Raw genomic sequence first — 23,682 nt, 5'->3', positions numbered from 1 at the left:
AAGAAATTGGATTGATTAAGTACATCGATCGGTTATCTTTGTCCAATAATACCAAACAATATGGGATACAAGAGCCTTGCCGAATGCATTAACGACCTGGAGCGTCATAAACATTTGATCCGTATCCGGCAGGAGGTAGACCCATATCTGGAAATGGCTGCCATCCACATGCGCGTGTATGATGCACAGGGGCCTGCGCTATTGTTTGAAAATGTTAAGGGCAGTCCGTTTCCTGCGGTTTCCAACCTATTTGGCACGTTGGAGCGTTCGCGGTTTATGTTCCGGGACACGCTCGACAAAATCAAGGTGCTGGTGGATGTTAAGTCCGATCCCATGCAGGCGCTGAAAAAGCCATTGCGCTATACCCGCGTGGCATCTACGGCACTCTCAGCACTTCCGTGGAAGAAAAAAAGCGGAGCGCCTATCCTCCACGGTACTACCTGCATCAGTGAGTTGCCGCAGATTGTTAACTGGCCGATGGACGGTGGTCCGTTTGTGACTATGCCGCAGGTATATACCGAGGATGTAACCCAACCCGGTGCCCTGCATGCCAATCTGGGAATGTACCGTATCCAGTTGGCGGGAAATGATTACGTGACAGACAGCGAAATCGGTCTCCACTACCAGCTCCATCGGGGTATCGGGGTGCACCAAACGAAAGCCAATGCATTGGGGCAGCCCTTAAAGGTGAGCATTTTCGTAGGCGGGCCTCCGGCGCATGCGTTGTCGGCGGTGATGCCGCTGCCTGAAGGACTATCCGAATTGACGTTTGCGGGAGCTTTGGGCAACAGGCGGTTCCGGTATTTTTACGACGAGGAAGGTTTTTGTATTTCCGCGGATGCTGATTTTGTCATCACGGGAATGGTTTATCCGCAGGAAAATAAGCCTGAAGGTCCGTTTGGAGATCACCTGGGGTACTACAGTTTGACCCATCCGTTTCCGCTGATGCGTGTGCACAAGGTGTACCACCGCCGCAACCCAATCTGGTCGTTCACTGTCGTGGGGCGCCCGCCGCAGGAGGATACCAGTTTCGGTGCCCTGATCCATGAGATCACCGGCTCGGCCATACCGCAGGAAATAAACGGGCTCCATGCTGTCCACGCCGTGGACGCCGCAGGTGTACATCCGCTGCTTTTTGCGATCGGTAGCGAGCGATATACGCCTTACCTTAAATCCGAGAGGCCACAGGAAATCCTCACGATTGCCAATCAGATATTGGGCAAAAATCAATTGAGCCTGGCCAAATACCTTTTTATTGCGGCATACGAAGACAATCCGCAGCTTGATATACACGACATTCCGGGATTCCTAAAGCATATGCTGGAGCGGATGGATTTTGAGCGCGACCTGCATTTCCATACCCGGACTACCATCGATACGCTGGATTATTCGGGAGATGGGCTGAATGCCGGTTCCAAGGTCGTTTTCGCAGCTGCGGGCGGGGTAAAGCGCACGCTGTGGGGCGAGTTACCGGGAGGGCTCGAACTGCCCCGGCCGTTTGCTACTGCTAAGCTCGCCGTGCCGGGTATCTTAGCCGTGGAAGCTCTTCCTTATACCGACGAGGGGACCGAAGCCGATCGGATTGAAACCTGGTGCCGGGAGATCGCGGATCGGGATTTATCGGGACTTGCTTTGATGGTGCTTTGTGACGATGCCGCGTTTACGGCTGCCAATGTGAATAATCTGGTTTGGATTGCCTTTACCCGAAGCAACCCTGCGCATGATATCCATGGCGTAGCAAGCTTTATTCAACACAAACATTGGGGGTGCCGGGGACCGCTGATTATCGATGCCCGCAAAAAGCCTCATCATGCACCCGAACTGATCAAAGATCCCCAGGTGGAAAAACGGGTGGATGCACTGGGCGCATCCGGTGGACCGTTGTATGGGATTATTTAAAAAGTTGTTACCTCAGCGACCGAACCAATAGTTAATTTTCACCATGAGGGCATTCGTGGCGGGCAAACCAAACATCCGATCGAGGTTGCCATCCCATCCCGGCTGGTATATGGGGTCCTGATAGGATCGGTTATGCTGCCAAACGAGATAGAGCGTCGAACCGGGAAGGTATTCCCAACGGGCAACCAGGTTGGATCGCAATTCATTGAAACTGAAGTTGGGGTTTTTAAATGACAGCTGACCATTGCCCGTGTTGAAGAAATAGTAGTCGTTGACGAGGCTGATTTCATGATCCTCAATCGGATGGAACCGATCGGAATACGTATGTGACCGCGTATCCGCTGCCAGTTTGAATTGGTCGTATTTTGCCACCGATGTGAAGGGGGATCCGTAATATTGGATGGAAATATCAGGGGTAAGATTGACCTGCATGTTCAGCGTTACGCCATACGTTTTCTGTTGCATCCGGCCCATTACATATTCCGTTTTATCATCCGGCGAGCCGCTTACTGGGATGCTGCTTACATATTGCAGGTTGTCATCGTTCCAGGCATAGTCAAACTGCCCGGTTAGGCGGATGTGATTTCCGATGCGAAAGATTAAGCTAGGGTGTATTTGATTATAACCTATCTCTTCGGCAAGGTAATGCCGGCCATCGTAAATCAATTTGTAGACGACTCTTTTCGCGCGATCGGAGTTCACACTTACATTGGTTTCGAAGTTTGCTGTGTATCGCATATCCGGTCCGCCTCGTAATCTACGGCTGTCCACGGTATTCCAACTGAACGTTTCTTTTACATCCATTTCAATGCGATGCGCGATGCTCAGGCTTCTCCAACGTATGGCGACGTCATTATTTATCGCATCTCCTCCGTAATTCCAGACGTTTTTCTGCGTAAGGGTGATCCCCGCAGCCCGGAACGGTCCCCATGGGTCGGTTTTCCTTAAGGCAATTTCGGATTCGTTCAACTTATAGTCCGATTGCTTCATATAGCCCACATCGTTCAGATCAAAGCCGGGCGACGACCAGCTGAAGGTCTCGGAGAAATTCCATTCTGCGTTTCCCTTTTTTCCGACCTTTACATATCCGCCGGTTCCCTGCATCGAACGGCTGTCGGGGTTGAGATTTAAGTAGTCGGCTCCCGATTCGCGATGGAAATAATGGACCGCATTCGTTTTTGTCCGTAACAGCGCTTCCGGTGATCCATGCAGGGAACTGAACATACCTTTTGCATCGATGTAATAAAGACGGTTTGCAAAATATTGGGTAAAATCCAGACCCGCGGTGAATGCATTGCCGATCATGGCTTCCTGCAGGTGTTCTTTGGTCAGATTCCGGTTAACGGCCGTGGCCATACCTCCCAATAAGGTGTTTCCCTCCCAATTCTTTTGGATGCGTACCACCGTGTAGTTGGTCAGCGGTTCGGTTACCTCACGGTCGCTTACGCCTTTGCGCATTACTTTGGACGTCGTTTGGGCGGTAACGCTTTCGAGCAAGCCCACGGTAAGTCCTTTCCGGTTCGTTCCCGTTAATTTCAGGGCGCCGATGATGGGAATAAAATTGGGCGTGCTGGCAAAATTATCGACATTGTCTATATCCACGGGCGGGTAGGAAGGCATCGCCCCGATTCTGCGCGAATAGAACATTCTGTCTTCAGCGTTGTCAAATTCCAGAATATGCTTTCCTTCCAGGAAAAAGGGTCTTTTTTCGTCGTAAAACACTTCATAGGCCGATAGGTTCATCACCGATGGGTCGACCTCCACCTGGCCATAATCCGGATTGAAGGTCAGATCCAGCGTAAAATCCCGCAGGGCTACTTTGGCATCGAGCCCAGCACTACCGGCCCACTGGCTACCTTTCTGATAAGGGCTTCCGGGTATCCGGGGTTCAAGAATGTGCTTACCCATCACGTACGGAGCAAACTCCAGGCCACGGGGTTTGGGCAGGTCGTTCATGCCGTGCATTTCTCCGAAGGAGAACACGTGGCCGTTGTTCTTGATGGGAATCAGGCTCCAGTTCTGGACTTCGTTATTTCTGCGGATGATGCGTCGTACGTGCAATCCCCATATTCCGTCTGCATCTTTCTGGTTGTAACGCAGTTGGCTGAATGGGATCCTGAGTTCCGCGGTCCAGCTCGAATCCGGCAGGTTTATATCGGTTTTCCCTTCCCAGACGGCGTTCCAGCTTAGGTTGACGGAAAGTTTGTCTGTGACGGTCAGGTCTGTTTTATTTCCGCCGAGGTTTATGTTAAACTCCGGAGCCACACGATAATCGTGGTAGGTGTCAAATGCGATGCTGATGAGGTCGCCATTGCTGTTATCGTCCCTGTTTCCGATAAACGCGTTCATGGTTTCGGGATGCCGATCCTTGCAATATACACCGATATAGATATTCTCATCGTCGTAGAAAATTTTCATGCGTGTCCATGAAGCGGTGAATACCCGTTCGAACGGGATGACCTGCGAAAACTTTTCCGACCATTCGCCGGTGTGCTGCCAGGTATCTTCGTCCAGCTTTCCGTCTATTTTGAAGGTTTCCCCACTGAGCTTGGTAATGTGATACACGCGTTTGTAGGCATCTTCAAACGTGACCACTTCTTTCCGGTCATCCTGGGCTTGGCAAAACAAGCAGGTGAAAATGAGAATAACTACGCAGTAGTATCTCATCATGTATTCTTTCTTACGATAGGGAATTCTTTGCACGGCCCAAAAGTATAAAATTTAGCCGCAATTATGTGCTACCGGGTTACCTCTACACCACGCCAAAATGCGATGTGTCCTTTTATTCCCGCTGCTAACGCGCTGGGGTTAGGATAGTACCATGCAGCATCATTTGCTGTTTCCCCATCAACCACTACATGATAATAGGAAGCCACACCTTTCCAGACACAGGTGGTATGTGTATCGGAATCCGTTGATCTTGGTTTTGAAAATGTTCAGGTATTCAGCCGATTCTTCAAGAGATTAGCCGGAATTCCACCTACTGAATTTCGACTTATTAGAAACGAGGCACCACTTAGGGCACCCGTTGCCTCGGATAGGAGTGATCCCATTGGTCAGAACCCGAACTCTTTACCGGACCCATCTCTTTTCCAGTAAACTCTCCAATCGATCTATTTCATTACAATACATGGTCTTTTTCCTCGTTCCGAAATAGAGCGTATTTTCCAGCGGATGATTGCCTTCCCAAACTAATTTTATTTTTCCCGAAGCAATGGCTTCTCTGCAAAGAAAATCGGGCACAATCGAAAAACCTGTGCCATCGCTCAGACAACGGATGATGGAACTGATATTGGGTACAATGTAATTCGGACTGAAATCGGGATGCTCGCCAAAATGTTTCAACCAAAAATTCTTTAGGTGGTCCATATCTGCTGCCGTGCTGTACCAAAGTTGCTGTTTTAATAAATCGGCTGCTGCTTTTATTTTATTCTCTTGCAATAAGTTTTCCAATGCAGCCGTGTCGGTTTCACTGCCGGCAATCAGCACAATTCTTTCTTTAGAAAACGGACGATATACCAAATTCTGTTGATCGCCTTTTTGCGGCGTAATAATCAAGTCCAGCAAGCCGCTGTCCAAATCGTGCTGCATTTGCGGGTATTCGCCGAACTTAATAATCAGGTTAAACGGTAATCCGGAAATATGCTCTTCCAGCGTGTATTGAAAAGTCTCAAAACACATGCCCACGCTGATGGTGGCACGCTCATCCTGTGAACGTTTATGAAAATGTTCCTCGCCCGTTTCCAGTTTCTTTAGCGGATCTAAAATATAATTATATAGAATTTTCCCTTTTTCCGTGGGTACCATTTTCCGTGCAGAGCGATCAAATAACTTATAACCCGTAAAGGCTTCCAGCGAGTTCAAATGCAGGCTTACGCCGGGTTGGGAAATAAACAATTCCTGCGCCGCGGCAGAGAGCGTTCCTGTTTCATAAATTGCTTTAAAGGTGCGCAACCATTCCAGATTCCATCTCATTTCTATTATTTTTATGATACAAATATACAATTTAAGTTATTTTGATAATAAAAAATTCTGATAGAACTTTGCTTTATTAATTATCACGATAATATAAGATGAAGATATTTATTATTAACGGCGGACAGGTTTTTGCGCATTCAGGCGGAGCATTCAACAATACCTTGACGGACTGGACAAAATCTTTTTTCGAGAAAAACGAATTTGATTTACGTATCACCAACATCAATGATGATTTTGATGCGATGGAAGAAGTGGAGAATTTTAAATGGGCTGATGTTATTATTTATCACACGCCTATTTGGTGGTTCCAGGTACCGAATCGGTTGAAGAAATATATCGATGAGGTTTTCTCCGCCGGTCATCAAAACGGCATTTACAGGAGCGACGGAAGAAGCCGTAATAATCCTGAAATCAATTATGGAACAGGCGGGTTAATGCAAGGCAAGAAATACATGGTTACCTCCACATGGAATGCACCCGATACGGCTTTCACATTGCCGGGAGAATTTTTCGATCAAACCGCTGTGGACGATGGCATATTAGTTGGTTTCCATAAGATGAATCAGTTTGTCGGTATGGATAGAATTGATGGATTTCATTTTCACGATTTAGAAAAAAATGCAACACCGGAGCGTATTGATAACTATCATCGCGATTATTTGCAACATCTGCAGGAGGCTTTCATTTTAGAAAAACATGAATATTTATTTAACGGCAGTCATTAAGACAAAGCTTGAACATCTTACATCATAAATTTATCTCACTAATAAAATATAAAAATGGAATACAGCACATTAGGTAACTCCGACTTAAAATTATCAGCTATCGCTTACGGAGCATTTGCCATCGGAGGCAATATGTGGGGCGGAAACGAACAAAAAGACAGCATCGCTGCCGTAAAAGCTTCGATTGATCATGGGGTTACAACCCTGGATACAGCTCCGTTCTACGGTTTTGGATTGAGTGAAGAAATGATCGGCGAAGCGATTAAAGGATATGACCGAAGCAAGATTCAATTACTTACCAAATTCGGTTTGGTATGGGATTACGAAGCTGCGATTTGCCTATCAGGTAGGTGTCCGCAATCTTAATGGAACAGATAGCCTGACAGGCAAAAACATGAATTTCTTTAATGGGCTTGGTAATGTAGGATTGTTTTTCCAGACAGGCGCCTGGAAGGATACAGATACGGATAACTTGGGGGTTTTTTATGTCCAGGCAAAAGGAATGGCGTCGCTGTCTTCCAAAGGGAATTTACAGGCACTTTTTGGACCAGGATTCGACAATGGGCTTTTGTTTGGATATTCACTGGACGCCGGCATAGAGATAGACCAGGTGATCAACCTCAAAGCGAGTGTTTACCAATATGTGAATCATAATGAGATAAACCTGCTCAAAGAGCCGGTAGTGAAATTTTCAATCGACTACTCGTTTAATAGGAAGTAGCACTTCATTCAAATATGTTCAGCAGTAATCTAGCGGCATGGTTCACAGTGTTGTCATGCAAATCCACATGATTTGCTTGGATCGCGTAGGGTTTTAGATGCGCATAGAAGGGAAGCATCCTGGGTGGTTCCCGAAAGTGGCACCTGTTAGCTAAAAAAACTCCCGTATTTCACCGGTTCTCAAAAGAGTTTTTACATTTGTTTCGGCCGGTCTGGTTGTAATTCGGTCCGCGGTACTTGCGGTCAGGTACCCACGACAGGTACAAAATAAGTGCAAGACAGGTATAAAGTAAATGTATGCGCATAAGCAACGACATGTAAAACACATCCATGAAAGAGAATATTATATTGATGCTTATAATGATAGCTACCAGATGCTTCGGGCAGGGAGAGATCACGGTATCCCATGCTAACCAAACGGAAGATTTTATAGAGATCGGTCTGAACATGGGTAAGCCAACCAGCAAGTTCGAGCTGATCAACATCGATACCATGACCGTAACGGATAACAGGGGAAACGTGCTGGAAGAAAACTTCGAATATCCGCTGAACTATAACTATAATAATGGAAGAGCCGAAACATCACGGTATTATCCCCCCAAGAAAAAAAGCAGGGAGCTACATATCAGGGGTGTCATGAAATATTTTACCCCATCCGAAGAAAGCAATTCATACTTCAACCTGGGAAAAAACGGGGGCATTGCCCGCAATGTTAATCTGGTGGACAAGGCAATACTGGCGGAAAATCCCGACCTCTATTTCGCCATTGTTGATTCGACGGTGATAAATAAAGTCTTCCCGGACTTTAAATACAGGACAAAAGACAGTGAACCTTACCGTAAAATTGACTTTAGCTTCTTTGATATCATATACGCATACAGGTACACGGATGAACAGAAGATCGTCTATTTCATCAATGATGATCCGATGCCGGGGTATACTAACATGACGCTTAAGGACAAGAAGACCGGTATTATATACGCGTTAACTAAAATTAAAAGGGACATTTCTCAAGCCGAAAAAGATGATATTTCGGTGGAGATCATGATCGAAAATGAGGCGTCCGTTAAAAGGATACCTTTTGAAATTGGAAAAATAAAGGTAGAGCGGTTATGACGGTTAAAAGGAGTGTATGGGTAATGCTGATCGGTTGTTGTTATCTGCTCATAACGGGTTCCGGGACAATGGAGGGAAAAACCATCATAACCGGCTATTTTGAAGGCACCGAGCCTTTCTGGGAGATGGAGATTAAAGACAACTATGTTGTTCTGCACTGCATCAACGATATCGTAAAGGATACCCTGCTTTTATCCCGCAAGCAAGCCCATACCGAAACCTACGCATTTCAGGGCAACGAAATTCACGGGATCGTCAGGCATTCGGACAACGGTGGTTGTACCCTGGACATAACCGAAGAAGGTAGTCCCACACATGAAATCTACTTTGCCTACAGGAATGTAACCTATATGGGCTGTGGTAGGCTGTCCCTCCGAAACCGATAGTCTCGGGAACAGGTAAGCCGCCCGGAATGAGCGTTATCTTTGCGCGCTTGCCGCCCGACCGGTATCCTCAATCGGTCGCAAACTTCAAAATTGCTCCACCCAAACAAGTTGCCTGGTAACAAAGACCATTCATTTTGGCTACAAAAACAGTCGCTTTGGTTACATCTGTTGCTAGACAGTGTTGCAACTTTGCAGTAACAAAAAAGACAGCATATGAATATTGTATTGACAGGCTCATTGGGCAACATCAGCAAACCGCTTGCAACAGCATTGCTTGCGAACGGACATTCGGTAACGGTTATCAGCAGTAAAGCCGACAAACAAAAAGACATTGAAACCCTTGGCGCAAAAGCAGCAATCGGATCAGTAGCAGACATAGATTTTTTGACAACAACTTTTGTCGGTGCAGACGCTGTGTATTGTATGATCCCTTTCAACTTTATGGAAGAAGACCAAGCGGCCTATTTCAAAAAAATGGAAACGAATTATGTACAGGCGATCAGGGAAAATGAAATTGAAAAAGTTGTATTTCTGACCGGTTGGGCGGCTGATACGGCAGACTCCATTCTACTCATCCAGCTATCAGACAGAACGGTCATCGAGCTACGTCCCGGTTCCTTTTACACCAATTTCTACAATGACATTCAAACAATAAAAGAGCATGGAGCAATAATGTCCGGTTATGGCGGAGAGGATAAGATTGCATTTGTTTCTCCGGATGATATTGCAGACGCGGCTTTTGAAGAGCTGACAAGGCCGTTTCAGGGGAAAAAGGTCCGCTATGTCGCAAGCGAGGAATTGACCTGTAATGAAGCGGCAAAGATTTTAGGCGAAGCCATCGGCAAGCCTGACCTGAAATGGATAGCATTACCAGAAGAGCAACTTTTAGACGGCTTGATCCAATCAGGCTTTCCGCAACAGCTTGCACATGAATTCGTAAGCATGCAGGCAGACACACACAGCGGAAAAACATTTACGAATTATCTGAAACACAGGCCCGAATTGGGAAAAACAAAATTGAAAGCGTTTGCCAGGGAATTTGCAAAAGCATACAAGCGACAATAATTATCTTTGTATATGACAAAGCCAGTTAGAATAAAATCAATCAGCGAGTTTCACCGGCTACGAGGCTTGTCTAAGCCCGAACATCCTTTGATCAGTATAGTAACAAAGGAGGATTTCACCGGCTTGCCCAATCAAAGTACGATGAGCGCGGTATTTGATTTCTATTTTATTGCGTTGAAGCATATGCAAGGCGTAAAGTATAAATATGGGCAGCTGCTCTACGATTTTGAAGATGGCGGCGTACTGTTTTTTATGTCGCCAAACCAGGTGCTTGACATTGAAATCAATGAGAAAGAACGTTCCGGAGAACCGTCTGGTTGGATGTTGCTCATACACCCTGATTTTATTTGGAACACACAGTTGGCAAAGGGTATCAAGAAGTATGATTTCTTTGATTATTCGGTAAACGAAGCGTTGCTGTTATCGGAAAAAGAAGAAGGAACGCTTAACGGGATCATAGAAAATATCAGGCAGGAATATCGTGCCAATATTGACAAGTTTACCAAGCAGATCATCATTTCCCACGTAGAGGCGTTGCTCAATTATTCGGAAAGGTTTTACAACCGTCAGTTCATTACAAGAGAAAAAGCGCATCATCAACTATTGGAGCGTCTGGAAAAGTTATTGACAGACTACTTCAATAGCGATGACTTGATTTCAAAAGGGTTGCCGACCGTTCAATACGTTGCAGCGGAATTAAATGTTTCACCGGGTTATTTAGGCAGCCTGCTTAGGGCGCTTACCGGGCAAAACACCCAGCAGCATATCCACGACAAACTGATAGAAAAAGCCAGGGAAAAACTATCCACAACTAATCTCTCCGTAAGCGAAATTGCTTACGAACTGGGTTTTGAGCATTCACAATCCTTCAGCAAGCTTTTCAAAACCAAGACAAACGTTTCGCCTTTGAAATTCAGGCAATCGTTTAACTGACAACAAACAGGTAAATCACTAACTTTTCAGTTATGAAGGCATACTTATTATATGAAGCCGGAGGTCCTGATAACCTGCTACTTGGCGAAGCACAGAAACCTACTTTGAAAAATGGAGAAGTTTTAGTCAAAGTAAAAGCCATTGGCATCAACCCTGCTGATACCATTTATCGCAATTCACCTGCATTTATTACCGCTTTATTTGGCGAATACCGCCCTGCAGTGTTGGGTTGGGATATCTCTGGGGAAATTGTAGAAAAAGCTGAAGGTACCGATGGGTTTGACGTAGGTGACGCTGTCTTTGCGCTTTTACCGAATGCTCGTGGCTATGCCGAATTTGTCGCGGTAAACGCAAAGATGTTGGCTCGGAAGCCGGGTCATATTAGTTTTGAAGAAGCTGCCGCTTTACCAATGGCTGGTTTGACAGCATGGCAACCCCTGGTTCGCGGAATGAATATAAAAAAGGGCGACAAAATTCTTATTCATGCGGCATCAGGTGGAGTGGGACATTATGCCGTGCAAATGGCCAAGCATTTAGGTGCCGAAGTAATTGCAACATCGTCAGCTAAAAACCGTGATTTTGTTATGGCACTGGGCGCTGATAGACATATCGATTACCAAAGTGAAAATTTCTGGGAGGTAATTGACAATGTTGATTTTGTTTTTGATAGTGTAGGCGGCGATGTTCTGGAGCATTCTATTGGTGTGGTAAAACCGGGTGGTACTATTATTTCAATTTTGGCGCTTACAAACGAAAACCTGAAGATTAAAGCTAAAGAAAAAAACGTGAATCTGTCCTTATGGGGAATGCAACCTAATGGAGATGATTTAAGAGCAATCGCTGATTTAATATCGAAAGGCACGATAAGGCCACACATTGCCAAAATTTATCCCTTTGCGGCTATGGCAGAAGCCCATGCCCAGGTTGAAACCCGTCGCACCGCAGGAAAAATCGTACTTACCGTTTAGCTGAACAGGAAACAAAAATGAAACAGGGAAATGTACAATAATATTGGTGTCGAAATGAAGGAGAAATATCTCAGCTTTCTTCATTTTATGATGATGTTCCCCGATTTACCCTTAAAAACTGTTTTAAAAAAGCTGTTCAGAAAGCAACAGGTTAGAGAGCTTGCAGAGAGTTATGGTTTGGCATTAGATAAACCCGTATGTTCAATGTGTAATAGCCACTACTTGATCTGACAGTCAGGGGTTCTAAAAAACTGTCAGTTGCTCTCTGCTAATATACTCCATTTTCTTCAAACTCGACAGACTCATTTTTTGCCACGCCCTCTCTCTGTGTGGAGGAGGGCTTAGGCACAAAATGGTCTTCGGATAGTGCTTCCAACAACTTTTCGTGCGCTAAGGGTTTACTCTGCACAAACGTCTGCATTGGCGTTTTTCCGTAGCAGTATTTTCCCGTATGGGTACGCTCATTGTTGTAATAGGCCATCCATTTGTCCAGATCATGCTGTAATTCGTCAATGCCCCTGTACACCTTTTTCCGGAAAGCAACAGCGTAGAACTCTTCCTGGACGGTCCTATGGAAGCGTTCACAGATTCCGTTGGTCTGCGGGCTTTTAGCTTTTGTTTTGCTATGGTCTATATCCTCGATGGCAAGATAGAGCTGGTATTCGTGGTGTTCCCTTGCACCGCAATATTCCGTCCCCCTGTCGGTCAACACCCGGAGCAGCCTGAGGTCGTGTTCCTCATAAAAAGGTACCACGCGGTCATTGAGCATATCGGCAGCCACCAGTGCGTTTTTACGGTCATACAACTTGGTGAAGGCCACTTTGGAATAGGTGTCGATGAACGTCTGCTGGTAAATATGGCCGACACCCTTGATGTTCCCGACGTAATAGGTGTCCTGTGCACCAAGGTAACACGGATGGTGGGTCTCGATTTCACCCATGGCTTTTTTCTCTTCCCTGGCACGTTCCAATGCGGCCAGCTGTGCTTCGGTCAGCACAATGCCTTCCTGTGCCGATTTTGCTTCCAGTGCTTTTAAACGCAGTTTGAAAGTATGGAGATCGTGACGCAGCCAGATACTCCTGACCCCGCCCGGGGAAATGACGATGCCTTTTTTCTTCAGTTCGTTGCTTGCCCGCAGTTGGCCAAACGCAGGCTGGTCTATGGCCATCTCGACCGCTGCACGCTCGACGTGTTCCTCAACCCTGTTCTTCAGGATCGGCTTACGCCTGGAGATCTCCTGCAGGGCTAATTCGCCTCCTTGTTCATACAGTTCCTTGAAACGGTAAAAGCTATCGCGGGAATACCCCATCACTTTGCACGCCTTTGATACATTGCCCAGGTGCTGTGCAAGCTCCAATACTCCCAACTTGTTCTTGATGATTTTTTGTTGTGTTGTCATATTACTTAATCTGTTTAAAGTTACTTTTCTAATCGTAACTGTCAGATTAAGTCGTGACTAATTCATCTTATTTTAAATGATGGAGTCTTGCTAAATATTTTTTACATATTCTTTCATCTCGTTTATCATAAAGTGATTTGCGGATACCATAATATCCTCCACCAATAATACTTAAACTTCCAAAAACTTCTTTTATATATTCTTGATTTAAAGCTTCTGAATTATGGGCTAAAGTGTAAAATGCAAGAGGTATGGTGGCGATATCAATCCCAAGTCTTATGATTTCTCTTGCTATTTCATTGAACGTATAATTGTAGTTGTAAATTGTCTGTAATAATACTACCATTTCTTTCAAATGCAATTGCTTTTGCGAGATGTGTCATATATAAGAAAGCAAGGCTTCTTGGTAATACAATACCATCGGCATTTCTTCGTCCAATCTTTTCGCCTTCACAAAATTCAACCCAAGAATTTGAAAATTTTTCTCCATAAATTTGGTAGTCCCAAGTATTTGGATTTTTCCAATCTCTAAAAATATTAACTCTGTTAAAAAGGAAGCTTGATTCGTAAGTTCTCTTTATAATTCTTTCAGCTTCGGAAATGGCTTTCAATGAAGCTTGTTCACCTTGATAGTACTCTGGAGAGAAAAAGTCCACCAAATCCGTTTCATTTTGAAGCTTCCGATAGTCGTTACTAATCAAATGTTGTCGGTTATATGGTATAATACTTTCGAACTTATCTAAATATAAAATTGAGAATTTTAACCATTCATTTTCAGGAGGTTCAAAATTTGGATAGTAGATGTATTTTTTCATTATTATTGCGTTTATCTGGTTGTAGTAACAAATTTAAAGAATAAAAAGCTTTCATTATCAGCAATTAATGTAAAAGTTAATCAACTACAATCTTTGGTTTCTTTGCTACTTTCTTTTTCGTCTCAACTCACTCCGAATGTAACCTATTTGAAAAATGCAGGTGTGAGGAATGATGAGGCGGAGGCATTTTACAAAGGGGGTGTTCCGCTTTCCGCAAAAAGACGGTCCCGACCACCGAAAGGATCTGTCTTTTTTCCTACCGGATTTAATAAAAATGGGAACGGCGCACCGTTCCCGAAAATTCAAGAATTATAAAATACATGACCGCTATCACTCCAATAGTCACCGCTAAACAGGTCACGGGCATAAGCCTCATAATCGAAGTACGTTTTTGCAAATTCGGGCAAGTCCATTTGCTCTACCTGTTCATAGGCAAAATCTTCCTCGTCCTTGTACTCGCCTATATAGTCATCGTCAAAGTCGCTTATTAGGTCGTCAATATCGCCCTCGGATAGCTTACGGTGTCCGTTTCCGCACCATATTAGGAATGCCTCTTTTCGGGTTTCGTCCATATCTTCCAAAGCCTCCAAAAACTCAAATATGCTATCGCTTATCCAACTTTCGCCGATTAATCCGTTTGGGATATTCTCGTAGTCTTGGAACATAAATTCGGGGTCTGTCTCGTCATTGTGTAACTCCTTGCAAGCCGTGTAAAACTCGTTTTTATCTGCATAGTCGGACAGCTTGAGCCATTCCCCGAAGATTGAACCGTCATTATATTTTCCGTATGTGCCTACATATACCCTTGCTTCCGATGTGTTTATTTGATGTGTCATTTCTTTACTGTTTTGAATTGATTTTTTTGATTTATTCGGCAATGAGAGTTGGTGCTGTTGTTTTGTTTCAATACCATTTCCACTGCTTATATTCCTCATGCCTGACATTTTTTTTATTCGTGTAAAGAGCCGGAGTATGCTGTGTTTCGTTTCGGGAGCATCAAAGGTTAGTGTTTAGGATGCACAAGGTTTTGGGAAACAAATACTACCCAACGGGTGGAGATTTTTTTTCAAACTTGCATGACCTTTTGCCTACGTTAAGAACACGTCCAACCTTTGCTCCATGAAACGTGAACAACAGGCATACTCGCTTTTTAGGCATAACCAAACGTGGAAGTAATGAGGATAGCATTGCCGAAATGGTTCTAAACAGGCAGACTATGCCAAGTAATTCAACCCAAAGACACAATCCAATATCCACTCCATCAGTGCGATAAGTTTGCCTGTGCGGATTAATCCGTGCGGTTAACAGGCAAAAATCAATTGAAGATGGAGAAAGAAAAAGCGAACGATTTAACACCCGAAAGAGTTGTACAAATCTTGAAAAAGAAAGGAACAGAGGTCGATATAGAGGAAGCAAAAACCATCTTGGAGTTTGTCAAGAAGATAGCTCACATTGCAGTTAACCAATATCTAAGAGGAAAACTTTAACCAAATGAACAAGGAAAACTGTTGTGATGAGAAAGGCAGATTTATACATACGTGTATCGACAGACGAGCAAGCGGACAAGGGATATTCGCAACGTGACCAAGAAGACCGATTAAGAAAATATTGCGAGATAAAGGGCATTCCGGTAAGGGATGTTTACATAGAAGACCATTCGGCAAAATCTTTTAAACGTCCAGAGTGGCAGAAATATTTATCCAACCTGCGTAAAACAAAGAACAACAAAGCGGGGTCAATAATATTATTTACCAAATGGGATAGGTTCAGTAGAAATGCAGGGGATGCCTACCAAATGATTAACCAGTTACGGACACATGGCGTTGAGCCTGTTGCGATAGAACAGCCCTTAGACCTTACCATTCCCGAAAATAAAATCATGCTTGCGTTCTATCTCGCTTCACCGGAAGTTGAGAACGACAGACGTGCATTAAATGTCTTTCACGGAATGCGCAGGGCGAAAAAAGAGGGGCGGTATATGGGTACTGCTCCTTTGGGATATGTCAATAAGATAACAGAGGGCAAAAAGAAATTCATTGCACCCCATGATTTTGAAGCACCACTTTTAAAATGGGCGTTTGAACAAATCATTTCCAATAACTTCAATACGGAACAGATATGGAAAATGGTTCGGGAGAAAGCCGATGGAAAAGGTCGGTTCAGCAAAAATAACTTTTGGGTAGCCGTCCGAAACCCCCTGTACTGTGGCAAAATATTCATTCCTCCTTACAAAGAGGAAAAGGGATATTTTGTCAAAGGACAGCATGAGCCATTAATCAGCGAAAAGACCTTTGCGGATGTACAGGATATTCTCGATGGGAGAAAGAGGGTTGTAAAGCCTAAAATCGTGGCTATGGACAATCTACCGCTTAGAGGGTTTATTAAATGCCCTAACCCTAATTGTAATAGGATGCTCACAGGAAGTGCCTCAAAAGGCAAGATGGGCAATTACTATTACTACTATCATTGCACTTCCTCCTGCGGAGTACGGTTCAAAGCCGAAACCGCCAATGAGGCTTTCTTAAAACAGTTACGGTATATGTCGCCAAAAGAGGGTATGGTCGATGTTTTTATCGAAGCCTTTATAAAAGATTTCAATAACAAAACCAAAGCCCAAAATACCGAACGGACAAATATCATAGGTGAGATTGATGCGTTGAACAAACGCTATCAAAATGCGCTTTTAAAAAATGCCGATGGAGAAATGGCAGATGACGACTTCCAAGAAGTAAAGAAATTGACCAAAGGAAAGATTGAGGTTTTGGAACGTAGATTAAACGACTTGGCAGTAGTGGGAACGGAGATAAAAGACTTAGTAGCATCCACCTTAAAAAAGGTCGCAAACATTGATAGACGGTATGAAAACGGCGATATTGAGGAAAAAAGGCTTATAGTGAGTTCGATGTTCCCCGATTTTTTGGAATTTGACGGAACACAACATCGAACTCCGAGGCTAAATTCTGCGATCGCTCTTATCTATCAGAATAACAGCAAGTTACAGAGTAAAAAAAATGGGACAAGTCTATCATTTTTAGACTTGTCCCAAGAAGTGATCCCGCTGGGATTCGAACCCAGGACCCATACATTAAAAGTGTATTGCTCTACCAGCTGAGCTACGGAATCATTGTTTTTAAGAGCGCTTTTCCTTTTTTGGAAAGTGGTGCAAAGATAGGATTATCGACTTTATCGTCCAAAATAAATTTCAGATAATTTTCGATCGCTAACAACTGCTTTTAAATCAATGGTTAACATTTCTCGAATTTCTGCCTTCCGTTTCCAATCGTTTTCCATTGATTAAATTTTCTTGGCGTGAATCATACGGTCAGCCCCTTGCAGGTCCGGATACAGCTGGACATCCTTGAACCCTTTTTTTTGTAATAGATCGCATACGGCTAAGCCATAATTGCGGTTGATTTCGAAGTAGAGGTTGCCCCCTCGCCGAAGGTGTTTCAACGCAAATGCCGCAATGTGTTCGTAAAACAGCAAAGGGGCACTGTCGCCAACGAAGAGAGCCAAATGAGGTTCATGGGCTAAAACATTGGCATGCATTTCACTTCGTTCTTGGTCGGTAATATAAGGCGGATTGCTTACGACCGTGTCAAATAGCTGATCTGTTTGGAAGGTAACATCCCATTCAAGAATGTCTGCTTGGATCCATTCGATAGACACACCTTGCGTATCGGCATTTTGTTTAGCGACACGCAAGGCGTCCTTGGAAACATCCAACGCGTGGAGAATGGCACGAGGAAGTGCCCTTTTAAGTGCAACAGCGATACAGCCGCTGCCCGTACCGATATCGATGATACTGGGTGAATCGTTATGAGTAGACCGTTGTTGGTCGATGATGAGCTGAACCAATTCTTCCGTCTCAGGCCGGGGAATCAGCACAGCCTGGTCGACCGTCAATTTCATCCCCATAAACCAGGTGTATCCCAGAATGTACTGTATGGGTTTGGCCTTTTTCAGAGAAGATAGTACTTCAAGCAATCTATTGATTCGCTGGTCGTCAATGAGTTCTTGCCTACGCCGGAGATAATCATGTCGGGTCCATCCTAATTGATCTTCTAAAACGAGGAGATATAGCTGTCGGGCCTCCCCGGCGTCATAAAAATCTGTCAGTTCGTCTATAAATTGCTGTTCTACGCTTGCTAGTTGCCGCATTGTACAAAAATACGGGATACTTTCGGATCGCCAAGTGCGATTGTCACGAAGGGTTCGTTTGCTGAACATTGATTGGCACATTTTAAGTATGTTTGCAACATGCAAGAGCACGAACCTTATATGCGGCGTTGTTTAGAGTTAGCCCAATTGGGAGCCGGGTGGGTTAGCCCTAATCCTATGGTAGGAGCGGTGCTTGTGCACAACGGGCATATTGTAGCAGAAGATTATCACCGAAAATTTGGCGGTCCGCACGCGGAGGCATTGGTGATTGCGGATGTACAACGGCGGTATGGTGATAATGCTGCCGAGTTATTTAAATCTGCCACGATGTATGTGAGCTTGGAACCCTGTGCACATTATGGAAAAACCCCTCCTTGTGCCCAGCTGTTGGCTGATCACCGCGTTGGCCGGGTGGTGATTGCCTGCAGGGATCCGTTCGGCCAGGTAAATGGCCAAGGCATTCAGCTGTTGAGGGATGCTGGTATCGAAGTGGTTGAAGGGGTATTGGCGAGGGAAGCGCTTTGGGTCAACCGTAGATTTATGACGAGGGTACAGCATCAACGACCGTATGTTATCCTTAAATGGGCGCAAACAGCAGATGGTTACATGGCACCTGCTTCTGGGACACAACGCTGGATAACTGGGCCGGTGGCTAAGCAGGTAGTGCATCGTTGGCGCAGTGAGGAAGATGCCGTGTTGGTGGGAGCTAAGACGGCCTTAGCCGATCGTCCGCAGCTCACGGTGCGAGAATGGAAAGGCAGAAATCCCAAACGGATTCTGATTGATAAGCACCTTGTCGTGCCAACAGATTTGGAGCTGTTTGACGGAAGTGCTGAAACAATCGTTTTCAATGCTTCCCGGTCAGATTGGACGGATGGGGTTAAATACATTGAATTGGAGGATATGGACTTTTACTTGCCACAAAAGATCCTTTATCAATTATATTTGATGGACGTCCAATCGCTGATAGTGGAAGGAGGGAGGAAGACACTTAACCTATTTATAGAGGCCGGATTGTGGGACGAGGCTCGCATATTTACTTCTCACAATACGTGGGGTGACGGAATCCCCTCGCCGGCATTGCATGCTGCGGTGTCAGAAAGTCGTAGTATCGGTGCAGATCGTCTGGATATTTATTACCGAAATCATTATCAAACCACCTAATGGATTTTTACGTAGCAGCAATTATTCAGGCCATGTGTTTCGGTCCCTTGGTCATCGGCCTTTTTCTTTCCATGAAGATTTTTAATATTCCCGATATTACCACAGATGGGAGCTACACGTTAGGTGCGGTGATTACAGCAGTGGGATTGGCCCAGGGTTCCTCTGCAATAGTTACGTTGTTTTTGGCATTGGCCGGGGGCGCGCTGGCGGGAAGCTGCACAGCATTGATCCATACCCGTCTTCGGATCCATGCACTTTTAGCTGGGATATTGGTGATGACGGCGCTATATTCGGTCAACCTGGTGTTGTTGGGTCGCTCGAATATGCCTTTACTCGGCTACATGGATATATTTTCAGGATTTGGAGTGTTTGAAAGTCCGGATCACAATACTCTGTCAGTGCTGCTGATCATGTTGGCTATCTTATTTTTGGTCATGAGCTATTTGCTTCGGAGTGATTTTGGTATCGCGATGCGAGCTACGGGCGACAGCGAACCGATGATACGGGCCCAAGGCGTCAATACGTCGCGGATGAAAGTATACGGCCTAGCAATATCCAATGCATTGGTAGCCTGTAGTGGATCATTAATGGCACAATTTCAGGGGTTTACGGATATAAATATGGGGATAGGTATTGTCATCAGTGGCTTGGGTGCGGTAATTATAGGAGATACGGCAATTAACTTTTTGAAAGTCCGTGCAATTTCCGTCATGTTAGTTTGTGTGCTTTTTGGTGTTGTCATTTTTCAATTGATATTGGCCGCGGCTCTTGGAGTCGGTGTGGATGCGAACCTACTGAAGCTAACGACTTCACTACTGGTTTTGTTCATTGTCGCTTTGCCAAGGATGGGCGGCATTCTGCAACTCAGTAGGCGATGATTAATAGAAATATCGGATGCTTGATCTTCAACATATCACCAAAGTATTTAATGTCGGCAAGGCCACCGAAGTGACCGCCGTGCAAGATATAACGCTCCAACTGAATGCAGGGAGTTATACGGTACTTGTTGGCGCGAATGGTTCGGGAAAAAGCACATTGCTTAATCTGATTGCGGGTAATATCTATGCAGACACAGGCAGTATTCGATTGCATAATAAAGAAATTCAGCGGCTGCCGGACTACCGCCGGAGCCAATGCGTAGCCCGTGTTTTTCAAAATCCGCTACTTGGAACGGCTGCATCACTAACCATATTGGATAACTTCCGAATGGCAGCCTTGCGCCGATCTCGGAAGTGGATGAAATTGGGAATGGATCGTACGTTCACGCAAATAGTGCGCGATAAGGTGTCAACTTTAGGGATGGGGCTTGAAGATAAGCTGGCTCAACCCATGGGCACGCTGAGTGGCGGACAGCGGCAAGCGCTTACGTTATTGATGACGGTAATGACGGATGTAGACGTGCTGTTGCTTGACGAGCCTTCCGCGGCGTTGGATCCGCGATCTGCCCGGGAAGTGATGGAGATCGCCGATCGGATTATACAGGAGAATAAGCTGACTGCGTTGTTGGTAACCCACAATATTGGCGAGGCGTTGCGTTATGGAACGCGTCTTATTCAGATGGAAAGCGGGCGCGTTGTTCGTGATTATAATCAACAGGCTAAATCCGAACTCGGCCATGCCGACGTGGTTTCCTGGTTTGATTATTATGAATGATTTTGCACGATCGAGAACGATTGTTACGCATTCGTTGGCTGTTAGCGATAAAATATCTACCTTTGTCGTACGTACCTATGAACCTGATGTATGACCTTGCCAGAAGATATATTACATTTTGTTTGGAAATACCGGCTGTATCATGCCACTCAGCTGTTTACCGTGTCAAAAAAAACACTGATGATATTAGATACGGGCTATCAAAATAACGATGCAGGCCCGGATTTTCTCACTGCGCGGATACGAATCGGGGACACAGAATGGGCCGGAAATGTCGAGATTCACGTGCACGCGTCAGAATGGGATGCTCATCAGCATAGCCGTGATAAAGTTTATAATAACGTCATATTGCATGTAGTATATGAAGATGATAAAGTCATTCGCCGTGAAGATGGCACGTTTCCGGAAACTTTTGTACTGAAACCGCTGATTCCCAAACATGTTTTAGCGAAGTATCGTGAATTGATGAGCGGCATGTATTGGATCCCCTGCGAAAAGCTGGTTCATCGGGTTCCGGCTTTTCACCGGTCACAATGGTTGTCGCGTTTGCTGGTTGAGCGTTTTGAGCATAAAATTGCTGCTATCTATGAACTGTTGGCCGAGCAACACGGAAGCTGGGAAGACACCTGTTATCTTTGGGCCGCCCGCAGTTTCGGATTTAAGGTCAACGCCCAGGCGTTTGAGCAGCTGGCCCGAAATTTACCTCAGACCGTTTTAGCAAGACATCGCCATAGTCCGCAAGCAATAGAAGCCCTATTTTTTGGTCAGGCGGGTTTGCTGGAAGATCCATTGTTTGCAGATGCATATCCTTGGAAACTACAACAGGAATATCGTCATCTTCGTCAACTTCACGCGCTGACTCCCATGGATGCGTCTTCTTGGAAGTTTCTTCGCACACGTCCGAGCAATTTCCCAACAATCCGGATTGCCCAGTTTGCTGCAGTATATCTTCGATCGGTACATTTATTTTCCACGTTAATCGACACACAGGATACCGATCAGTTGAAGGCATTGTTTGAAAAGTTGCCGGTAAATTCTTACTGGAACGATCGTTATCGGTTTGATGTACCCTCTTCTAGACATGGCTGCCAGTTGGGACGGCATTCCATCGATAACCTGCTCATCAATATGGTGTCTGGTATTTTATTTGCTTATGGTAAATATATCGGTAAAGAACTGTATATTTACCGAGCTATAGCTCTTTTGGAACGTTTAAAAATAGAAAAAAATTCAGTTTTAGCGCACTTCTCGGAATTGGGTATTCAGGCGGAGCACGCCGCTGAATCGCAGGCTTTGTTACAAATGAAGTCGTTTTATTGCGATAGGAAGCGGTGTTTAGAATGTGGAATAGGACTGCAATTGATCAAGTATAACGAATGATGATAAAGCGAATTATTTTGTTTTTTGAACAGCGTTCTTTCGGTGTATGTACATACATCGGAGAACGGCTTGGCATATCCATTTCCAAGCTTCGCTTATTTTTTATCTACACATCGTTTCTTGCCGTGGGATTTCCTATTATTTTCTACTTCTTGGCGGGCATTGTATTAGATTTTCGAAATTATATCAAACGCATGCGTCACCGCCTTTGGGACTTTTAATTCTTAGGTCTTCAAGATTTCTGCAATTTCGACGTGTCTTTTTTCCGCCGCCAAATCAGACGCAGTTTTTCCCATATCATTTTTGATTTCTACCCGCGCACCGTTTTCTAACAACAGTATAATGAGATCGATGTTCCCGTTTTGCGCCGCAAGATGTAAGGGACTGGTCCGAGATGTCTGCAATACATTCACTTCGGCACCCGCCTCAATGAGCATCTTGGCTATGCCGTCAAAGTTAGCGCCGATGGCTGCATGCAATGGATAGACATTATATCCGTTCTGAGATTGAATATTTGGGTCGGCGTGTTTTGCAAGCAGGTATCGAACAACATCTTCGTTGCCAAAATGTGTCGACAAACCCAGTGGTGTAAATCCATGATCTGAAATCACATCGATTAAATCCGGGTGGTCTTCAATCATTGCCTGAACCTGTTCCAACTGAGCTGCTGCTGCCGCTTCATGAATCGTAAGTTCGTCCAGATGCTTTAATAATACTTTTACAATTTGCGGCTTATTATAATAACAGGCTAATAGGAGGGGGGAGATGTCGTGGCTTGTTTTCTGTTTACTCAGGCTCGGATTGCCATTTAGCAAATCATCAATTGCACGGCCGTTGCCTGTCTCAATATATTCTTCCAGTTGACTAAGGCTCATTTCTTCAATCTGTCTTCTAATCAATAATTAAATTACGCAGCACGAATTAACTAAAAAAAATCAAACCTGCATAACCGCAGCCGCTCTTTTTCTTGTAGTATTACATCTACAAAAACTTTTTTTGAACGAATAAATGTTTTGTATCCTCAATCTTAGCTGTACTTTTGTAATGCCCTCCCAAAGGGCATGTTTTTCATAGGTAGATGTAGGGTCGAATATTCTTGTATTCGGCCCTTTTTTTGTTTGGGTCCGTTTAAGGCCTCAAATATCCGAAATGTTATCTGAAATGTTAAAAAATGTGAAATCATTTTTGGAGGTTTCTTGATTTTCTAATTTTGTCTACACAGCTTATTTATTTCTAAATTAGTTCGGTTTTGTTATGTTAACACGTGCCATTACTTTACCTAAAGTTATTATTTTATTAATGTGCTTTTGTGGAGTGGTC

The 23,682-nt window shown here is 44.6% G+C and carries 23 protein-coding genes, 1 tRNA gene and 2 pseudogenes; 16 read left to right on the top strand and 10 right to left on the bottom strand.

Annotation, left to right across the window (positions count from 1 at the left end; genetic code table 11):
* The first annotated feature begins 60 nt into the window (after positions 1–60).
* The gene (locus BMZ56_RS18720; protein WP_090629235.1) at positions 61–1,899 is read left to right on the top strand and encodes a UbiD family decarboxylase; all 1,839 of its coding nucleotides are present in this window, start codon (positions 61–63) and stop codon (positions 1,897–1,899) included.
* Between the two features lie 12 nt (positions 1,900–1,911).
* On the opposite strand, the gene BMZ56_RS18715 is transcribed toward BMZ56_RS18720, so the two are convergent.
* The 3 genes and pseudogenes from BMZ56_RS18715 to BMZ56_RS18705 all read right to left on the bottom strand — a co-directional run bounded on the left by BMZ56_RS18715 (position 1,912) and on the right by BMZ56_RS18705 (position 5,874).
* The gene (locus BMZ56_RS18715) at positions 1,912–4,569 is read right to left on the bottom strand and encodes a DUF5916 domain-containing protein (protein WP_218146614.1); all 2,658 of its coding nucleotides are present in this window, start codon (positions 4,567–4,569) and stop codon (positions 1,912–1,914) included.
* A gap of 68 nt (positions 4,570–4,637) precedes the next feature.
* Positions 4,638–4,802, bottom strand: a pseudogene (locus tag BMZ56_RS26195) (DUF427 domain-containing protein); the annotation flags it as partial.
* Positions 4,803–4,971: 169 nt separating this feature from the next.
* On the bottom strand, positions 4,972–5,874 hold the full coding sequence (locus BMZ56_RS18705; RefSeq protein WP_090629232.1) for a LysR family transcriptional regulator: 903 nt from the start codon (positions 5,872–5,874) through the stop codon (positions 4,972–4,974).
* A 98-nt stretch (positions 5,875–5,972) separates the two neighbouring features.
* Here BMZ56_RS18705 and BMZ56_RS18700 point away from each other — a divergent pair, with 98 nt between their 5' ends.
* From BMZ56_RS18700 to BMZ56_RS18665, 8 genes are all read left to right on the top strand, one after another.
* On the top strand, positions 5,973–6,602 hold the full coding sequence (locus tag BMZ56_RS18700) for an NAD(P)H-dependent oxidoreductase (protein ID WP_090629231.1): 630 nt from the start codon (positions 5,973–5,975) through the stop codon (positions 6,600–6,602).
* Between the two features lie 54 nt (positions 6,603–6,656).
* Complete coding sequence (locus BMZ56_RS18695; RefSeq protein WP_245893299.1) at positions 6,657–6,968, top strand: aldo/keto reductase; 312 nt, start codon at positions 6,657–6,659, stop codon at positions 6,966–6,968.
* 28 nt (positions 6,969–6,996) lie between these two features.
* Positions 6,997–7,323 (top strand): hypothetical protein, encoded by a 327-nt coding sequence (locus BMZ56_RS18690; RefSeq protein ID WP_090629229.1) that lies wholly within the window; start codon positions 6,997–6,999, stop codon positions 7,321–7,323.
* Between the two features lie 359 nt (positions 7,324–7,682).
* Positions 7,683–8,438, top strand: a complete 756-nt coding sequence (locus BMZ56_RS18685) for a hypothetical protein (protein WP_090629227.1) — start codon at positions 7,683–7,685, stop codon at positions 8,436–8,438.
* Positions 8,435–8,824: a hypothetical protein gene (locus BMZ56_RS18680; protein WP_090629226.1), complete on the top strand. Its 390-nt coding sequence runs from the start codon at positions 8,435–8,437 to the stop codon at positions 8,822–8,824. Before BMZ56_RS18685 ends, BMZ56_RS18680 begins: the two co-directional genes overlap by 4 nt.
* Before the next feature lie 213 nt (positions 8,825–9,037).
* Positions 9,038–9,889 carry an NAD(P)H-binding protein gene (locus BMZ56_RS18675; protein ID WP_090629224.1) on the top strand — a complete coding sequence of 284 codons (852 nt, stop codon included), beginning with the start codon at positions 9,038–9,040 and terminating at the stop codon, positions 9,887–9,889.
* Between the two features lie 12 nt (positions 9,890–9,901).
* Positions 9,902–10,822, top strand: a complete 921-nt coding sequence (locus BMZ56_RS18670; protein ID WP_177195211.1) for a helix-turn-helix domain-containing protein — start codon at positions 9,902–9,904, stop codon at positions 10,820–10,822.
* 32 nt (positions 10,823–10,854) lie between these two features.
* On the top strand, positions 10,855–11,790 hold the full coding sequence (locus BMZ56_RS18665; RefSeq protein WP_090629221.1) for an NADP-dependent oxidoreductase: 936 nt from the start codon (positions 10,855–10,857) through the stop codon (positions 11,788–11,790).
* A gap of 268 nt (positions 11,791–12,058) precedes the next feature.
* Here the strand turns inward: BMZ56_RS18665 and BMZ56_RS18655 are convergent, their stop codons facing one another.
* From BMZ56_RS18655 to BMZ56_RS18645, 4 genes are all read right to left on the bottom strand, one after another.
* Positions 12,059–13,189, bottom strand: coding sequence for an IS481 family transposase (locus BMZ56_RS18655; RefSeq protein ID WP_090629220.1), 1,131 nt, complete (start codon positions 13,187–13,189; stop codon positions 12,059–12,061).
* Positions 13,190–13,256: 67 nt separating this feature from the next.
* Positions 13,257–13,535, bottom strand: a complete 279-nt coding sequence (locus BMZ56_RS25465) for a hypothetical protein (RefSeq protein WP_143072967.1) — start codon at positions 13,533–13,535, stop codon at positions 13,257–13,259.
* Positions 13,486–14,004, bottom strand: a complete 519-nt coding sequence (locus BMZ56_RS18650; RefSeq protein ID WP_090629218.1) for a hypothetical protein — start codon at positions 14,002–14,004, stop codon at positions 13,486–13,488. Before BMZ56_RS18650 ends, BMZ56_RS25465 begins: the two co-directional genes overlap by 50 nt.
* 302 nt (positions 14,005–14,306) lie before the next feature.
* Positions 14,307–14,840, bottom strand: a complete 534-nt coding sequence (locus tag BMZ56_RS18645; protein ID WP_177195210.1) for an antirestriction protein ArdA — start codon at positions 14,838–14,840, stop codon at positions 14,307–14,309.
* A 489-nt stretch (positions 14,841–15,329) separates the two neighbouring features.
* Here BMZ56_RS18645 and BMZ56_RS25660 point away from each other — a divergent pair, with 489 nt between their 5' ends.
* Together BMZ56_RS25660 and BMZ56_RS26015 are read left to right on the top strand one after the other, a co-directional pair.
* Positions 15,330–15,491 carry a hypothetical protein gene (locus BMZ56_RS25660; protein WP_162835070.1) on the top strand — a complete coding sequence of 54 codons (162 nt, stop codon included), beginning with the start codon at positions 15,330–15,332 and terminating at the stop codon, positions 15,489–15,491.
* 26 nt (positions 15,492–15,517) lie between these two features.
* Positions 15,518–16,315: pseudogene (locus BMZ56_RS26015) on the top strand (recombinase family protein); the annotation flags it as partial.
* 739 nt (positions 16,316–17,054) lie between these two features.
* Here BMZ56_RS26015 and BMZ56_RS18630 read toward each other — a convergent pair.
* Together BMZ56_RS18630 and prmC are read right to left on the bottom strand one after the other, a co-directional pair.
* Positions 17,055–17,127: transfer RNA gene (locus BMZ56_RS18630), tRNA-Lys, on the bottom strand.
* A gap of 171 nt (positions 17,128–17,298) precedes the next feature.
* Positions 17,299–18,165 carry a peptide chain release factor N(5)-glutamine methyltransferase gene (gene prmC, locus BMZ56_RS18625; RefSeq protein ID WP_090629213.1) on the bottom strand — a complete coding sequence of 289 codons (867 nt, stop codon included), beginning with the start codon at positions 18,163–18,165 and terminating at the stop codon, positions 17,299–17,301.
* Positions 18,166–18,264: 99 nt separating this feature from the next.
* Here prmC and ribD point away from each other — a divergent pair, with 99 nt between their 5' ends.
* The 5 genes from ribD to BMZ56_RS26010 all read left to right on the top strand — a co-directional run bounded on the left by ribD (position 18,265) and on the right by BMZ56_RS26010 (position 22,583).
* On the top strand, positions 18,265–19,329 hold the full coding sequence (gene ribD, locus BMZ56_RS18620) for a bifunctional diaminohydroxyphosphoribosylaminopyrimidine deaminase/5-amino-6-(5-phosphoribosylamino)uracil reductase RibD (protein ID WP_090629211.1): 1,065 nt from the start codon (positions 18,265–18,267) through the stop codon (positions 19,327–19,329).
* Complete coding sequence (locus tag BMZ56_RS18615; RefSeq protein ID WP_090629210.1) at positions 19,329–20,207, top strand: ABC transporter permease; 879 nt, start codon at positions 19,329–19,331, stop codon at positions 20,205–20,207. Before ribD ends, BMZ56_RS18615 begins: the two co-directional genes overlap by 1 nt.
* A 16-nt stretch (positions 20,208–20,223) precedes the next feature.
* On the top strand, positions 20,224–20,982 hold the full coding sequence (locus BMZ56_RS18610; protein ID WP_090629208.1) for an ABC transporter ATP-binding protein: 759 nt from the start codon (positions 20,224–20,226) through the stop codon (positions 20,980–20,982).
* A gap of 90 nt (positions 20,983–21,072) precedes the next feature.
* A complete protein-coding gene (locus tag BMZ56_RS18605; protein ID WP_090629207.1) occupies positions 21,073–22,362 on the top strand; it encodes a DUF2851 family protein in 1,290 nt (429 codons plus the stop codon).
* Positions 22,362–22,583 (top strand): PspC domain-containing protein, encoded by a 222-nt coding sequence (locus BMZ56_RS26010; protein WP_090629371.1) that lies wholly within the window; start codon positions 22,362–22,364, stop codon positions 22,581–22,583. Before BMZ56_RS18605 ends, BMZ56_RS26010 begins: the two co-directional genes overlap by 1 nt.
* Before the next feature lie 3 nt (positions 22,584–22,586).
* On the opposite strand, the gene BMZ56_RS18595 is transcribed toward BMZ56_RS26010, so the two are convergent.
* Positions 22,587–23,261, bottom strand: coding sequence for an ankyrin repeat domain-containing protein (locus BMZ56_RS18595; RefSeq protein ID WP_245893298.1), 675 nt, complete (start codon positions 23,259–23,261; stop codon positions 22,587–22,589).
* Between the last annotated feature and the right edge of the window lie 421 nt (positions 23,262–23,682).

This window comes from Parapedobacter indicus, assembly GCF_900113765.1.
GTDB classification, from domain to species: Bacteria; Bacteroidota; Bacteroidia; order Sphingobacteriales; family Sphingobacteriaceae; genus Parapedobacter; species Parapedobacter indicus.
Note: the sequence above shows the minus strand (reverse complement) of the source record. Positions and strands in the feature narration are given on the sequence as shown.

Bases quoted from the DNA above. Each gene is read 5' to 3' on its own strand.
- BMZ56_RS18645 (WP_177195210.1), bottom strand. From the start codon at position 14,840: ATGACACATCAAATAAACACATCGGAAGCAAGGGTATATGTAGGCACA.
- BMZ56_RS18650 (WP_090629218.1), bottom strand. From the start codon at position 14,004: ATGAAAAAATACATCTACTATCCAAATTTTGAACCTCCTGAAAATGAA.
- BMZ56_RS18680 (WP_090629226.1), top strand. From the start codon at position 8,435: ATGACGGTTAAAAGGAGTGTATGGGTAATGCTGATCGGTTGTTGTTAT.
- BMZ56_RS18665 (WP_090629221.1), top strand. From the start codon at position 10,855: ATGAAGGCATACTTATTATATGAAGCCGGAGGTCCTGATAACCTGCTA.
- BMZ56_RS18705 (WP_090629232.1), bottom strand. From the start codon at position 5,874: ATGAGATGGAATCTGGAATGGTTGCGCACCTTTAAAGCAATTTATGAA.
- BMZ56_RS18655 (WP_090629220.1), bottom strand. From the start codon at position 13,189: ATGACAACACAACAAAAAATCATCAAGAACAAGTTGGGAGTATTGGAG.
- BMZ56_RS18670 (WP_177195211.1), top strand. From the start codon at position 9,902: ATGACAAAGCCAGTTAGAATAAAATCAATCAGCGAGTTTCACCGGCTA.
- BMZ56_RS18615 (WP_090629210.1), top strand. From the start codon at position 19,329: ATGGATTTTTACGTAGCAGCAATTATTCAGGCCATGTGTTTCGGTCCC.
- prmC (WP_090629213.1), bottom strand. From the start codon at position 18,165: ATGCGGCAACTAGCAAGCGTAGAACAGCAATTTATAGACGAACTGACA.
- BMZ56_RS18715 (WP_218146614.1), bottom strand. From the start codon at position 4,569: ATGATGAGATACTACTGCGTAGTTATTCTCATTTTCACCTGCTTGTTT.
- BMZ56_RS18690 (WP_090629229.1), top strand. From the start codon at position 6,997: ATGAATTTCTTTAATGGGCTTGGTAATGTAGGATTGTTTTTCCAGACA.
- BMZ56_RS18720 (WP_090629235.1), top strand. From the start codon at position 61: ATGGGATACAAGAGCCTTGCCGAATGCATTAACGACCTGGAGCGTCAT.
- BMZ56_RS18695 (WP_245893299.1), top strand. From the start codon at position 6,657: ATGGAATACAGCACATTAGGTAACTCCGACTTAAAATTATCAGCTATC.
- BMZ56_RS25660 (WP_162835070.1), top strand. From the start codon at position 15,330: ATGGAGAAAGAAAAAGCGAACGATTTAACACCCGAAAGAGTTGTACAA.
- BMZ56_RS18610 (WP_090629208.1), top strand. From the start codon at position 20,224: ATGCTTGATCTTCAACATATCACCAAAGTATTTAATGTCGGCAAGGCC.
- BMZ56_RS18605 (WP_090629207.1), top strand. From the start codon at position 21,073: ATGACCTTGCCAGAAGATATATTACATTTTGTTTGGAAATACCGGCTG.
- BMZ56_RS25465 (WP_143072967.1), bottom strand. From the start codon at position 13,535: ATGGTAGTATTATTACAGACAATTTACAACTACAATTATACGTTCAAT.
- BMZ56_RS26010 (WP_090629371.1), top strand. From the start codon at position 22,362: ATGATAAAGCGAATTATTTTGTTTTTTGAACAGCGTTCTTTCGGTGTA.
- ribD (WP_090629211.1), top strand. From the start codon at position 18,265: ATGCAAGAGCACGAACCTTATATGCGGCGTTGTTTAGAGTTAGCCCAA.
- BMZ56_RS18675 (WP_090629224.1), top strand. From the start codon at position 9,038: ATGAATATTGTATTGACAGGCTCATTGGGCAACATCAGCAAACCGCTT.
- BMZ56_RS18700 (WP_090629231.1), top strand. From the start codon at position 5,973: ATGAAGATATTTATTATTAACGGCGGACAGGTTTTTGCGCATTCAGGC.
- BMZ56_RS18685 (WP_090629227.1), top strand. From the start codon at position 7,683: ATGATAGCTACCAGATGCTTCGGGCAGGGAGAGATCACGGTATCCCAT.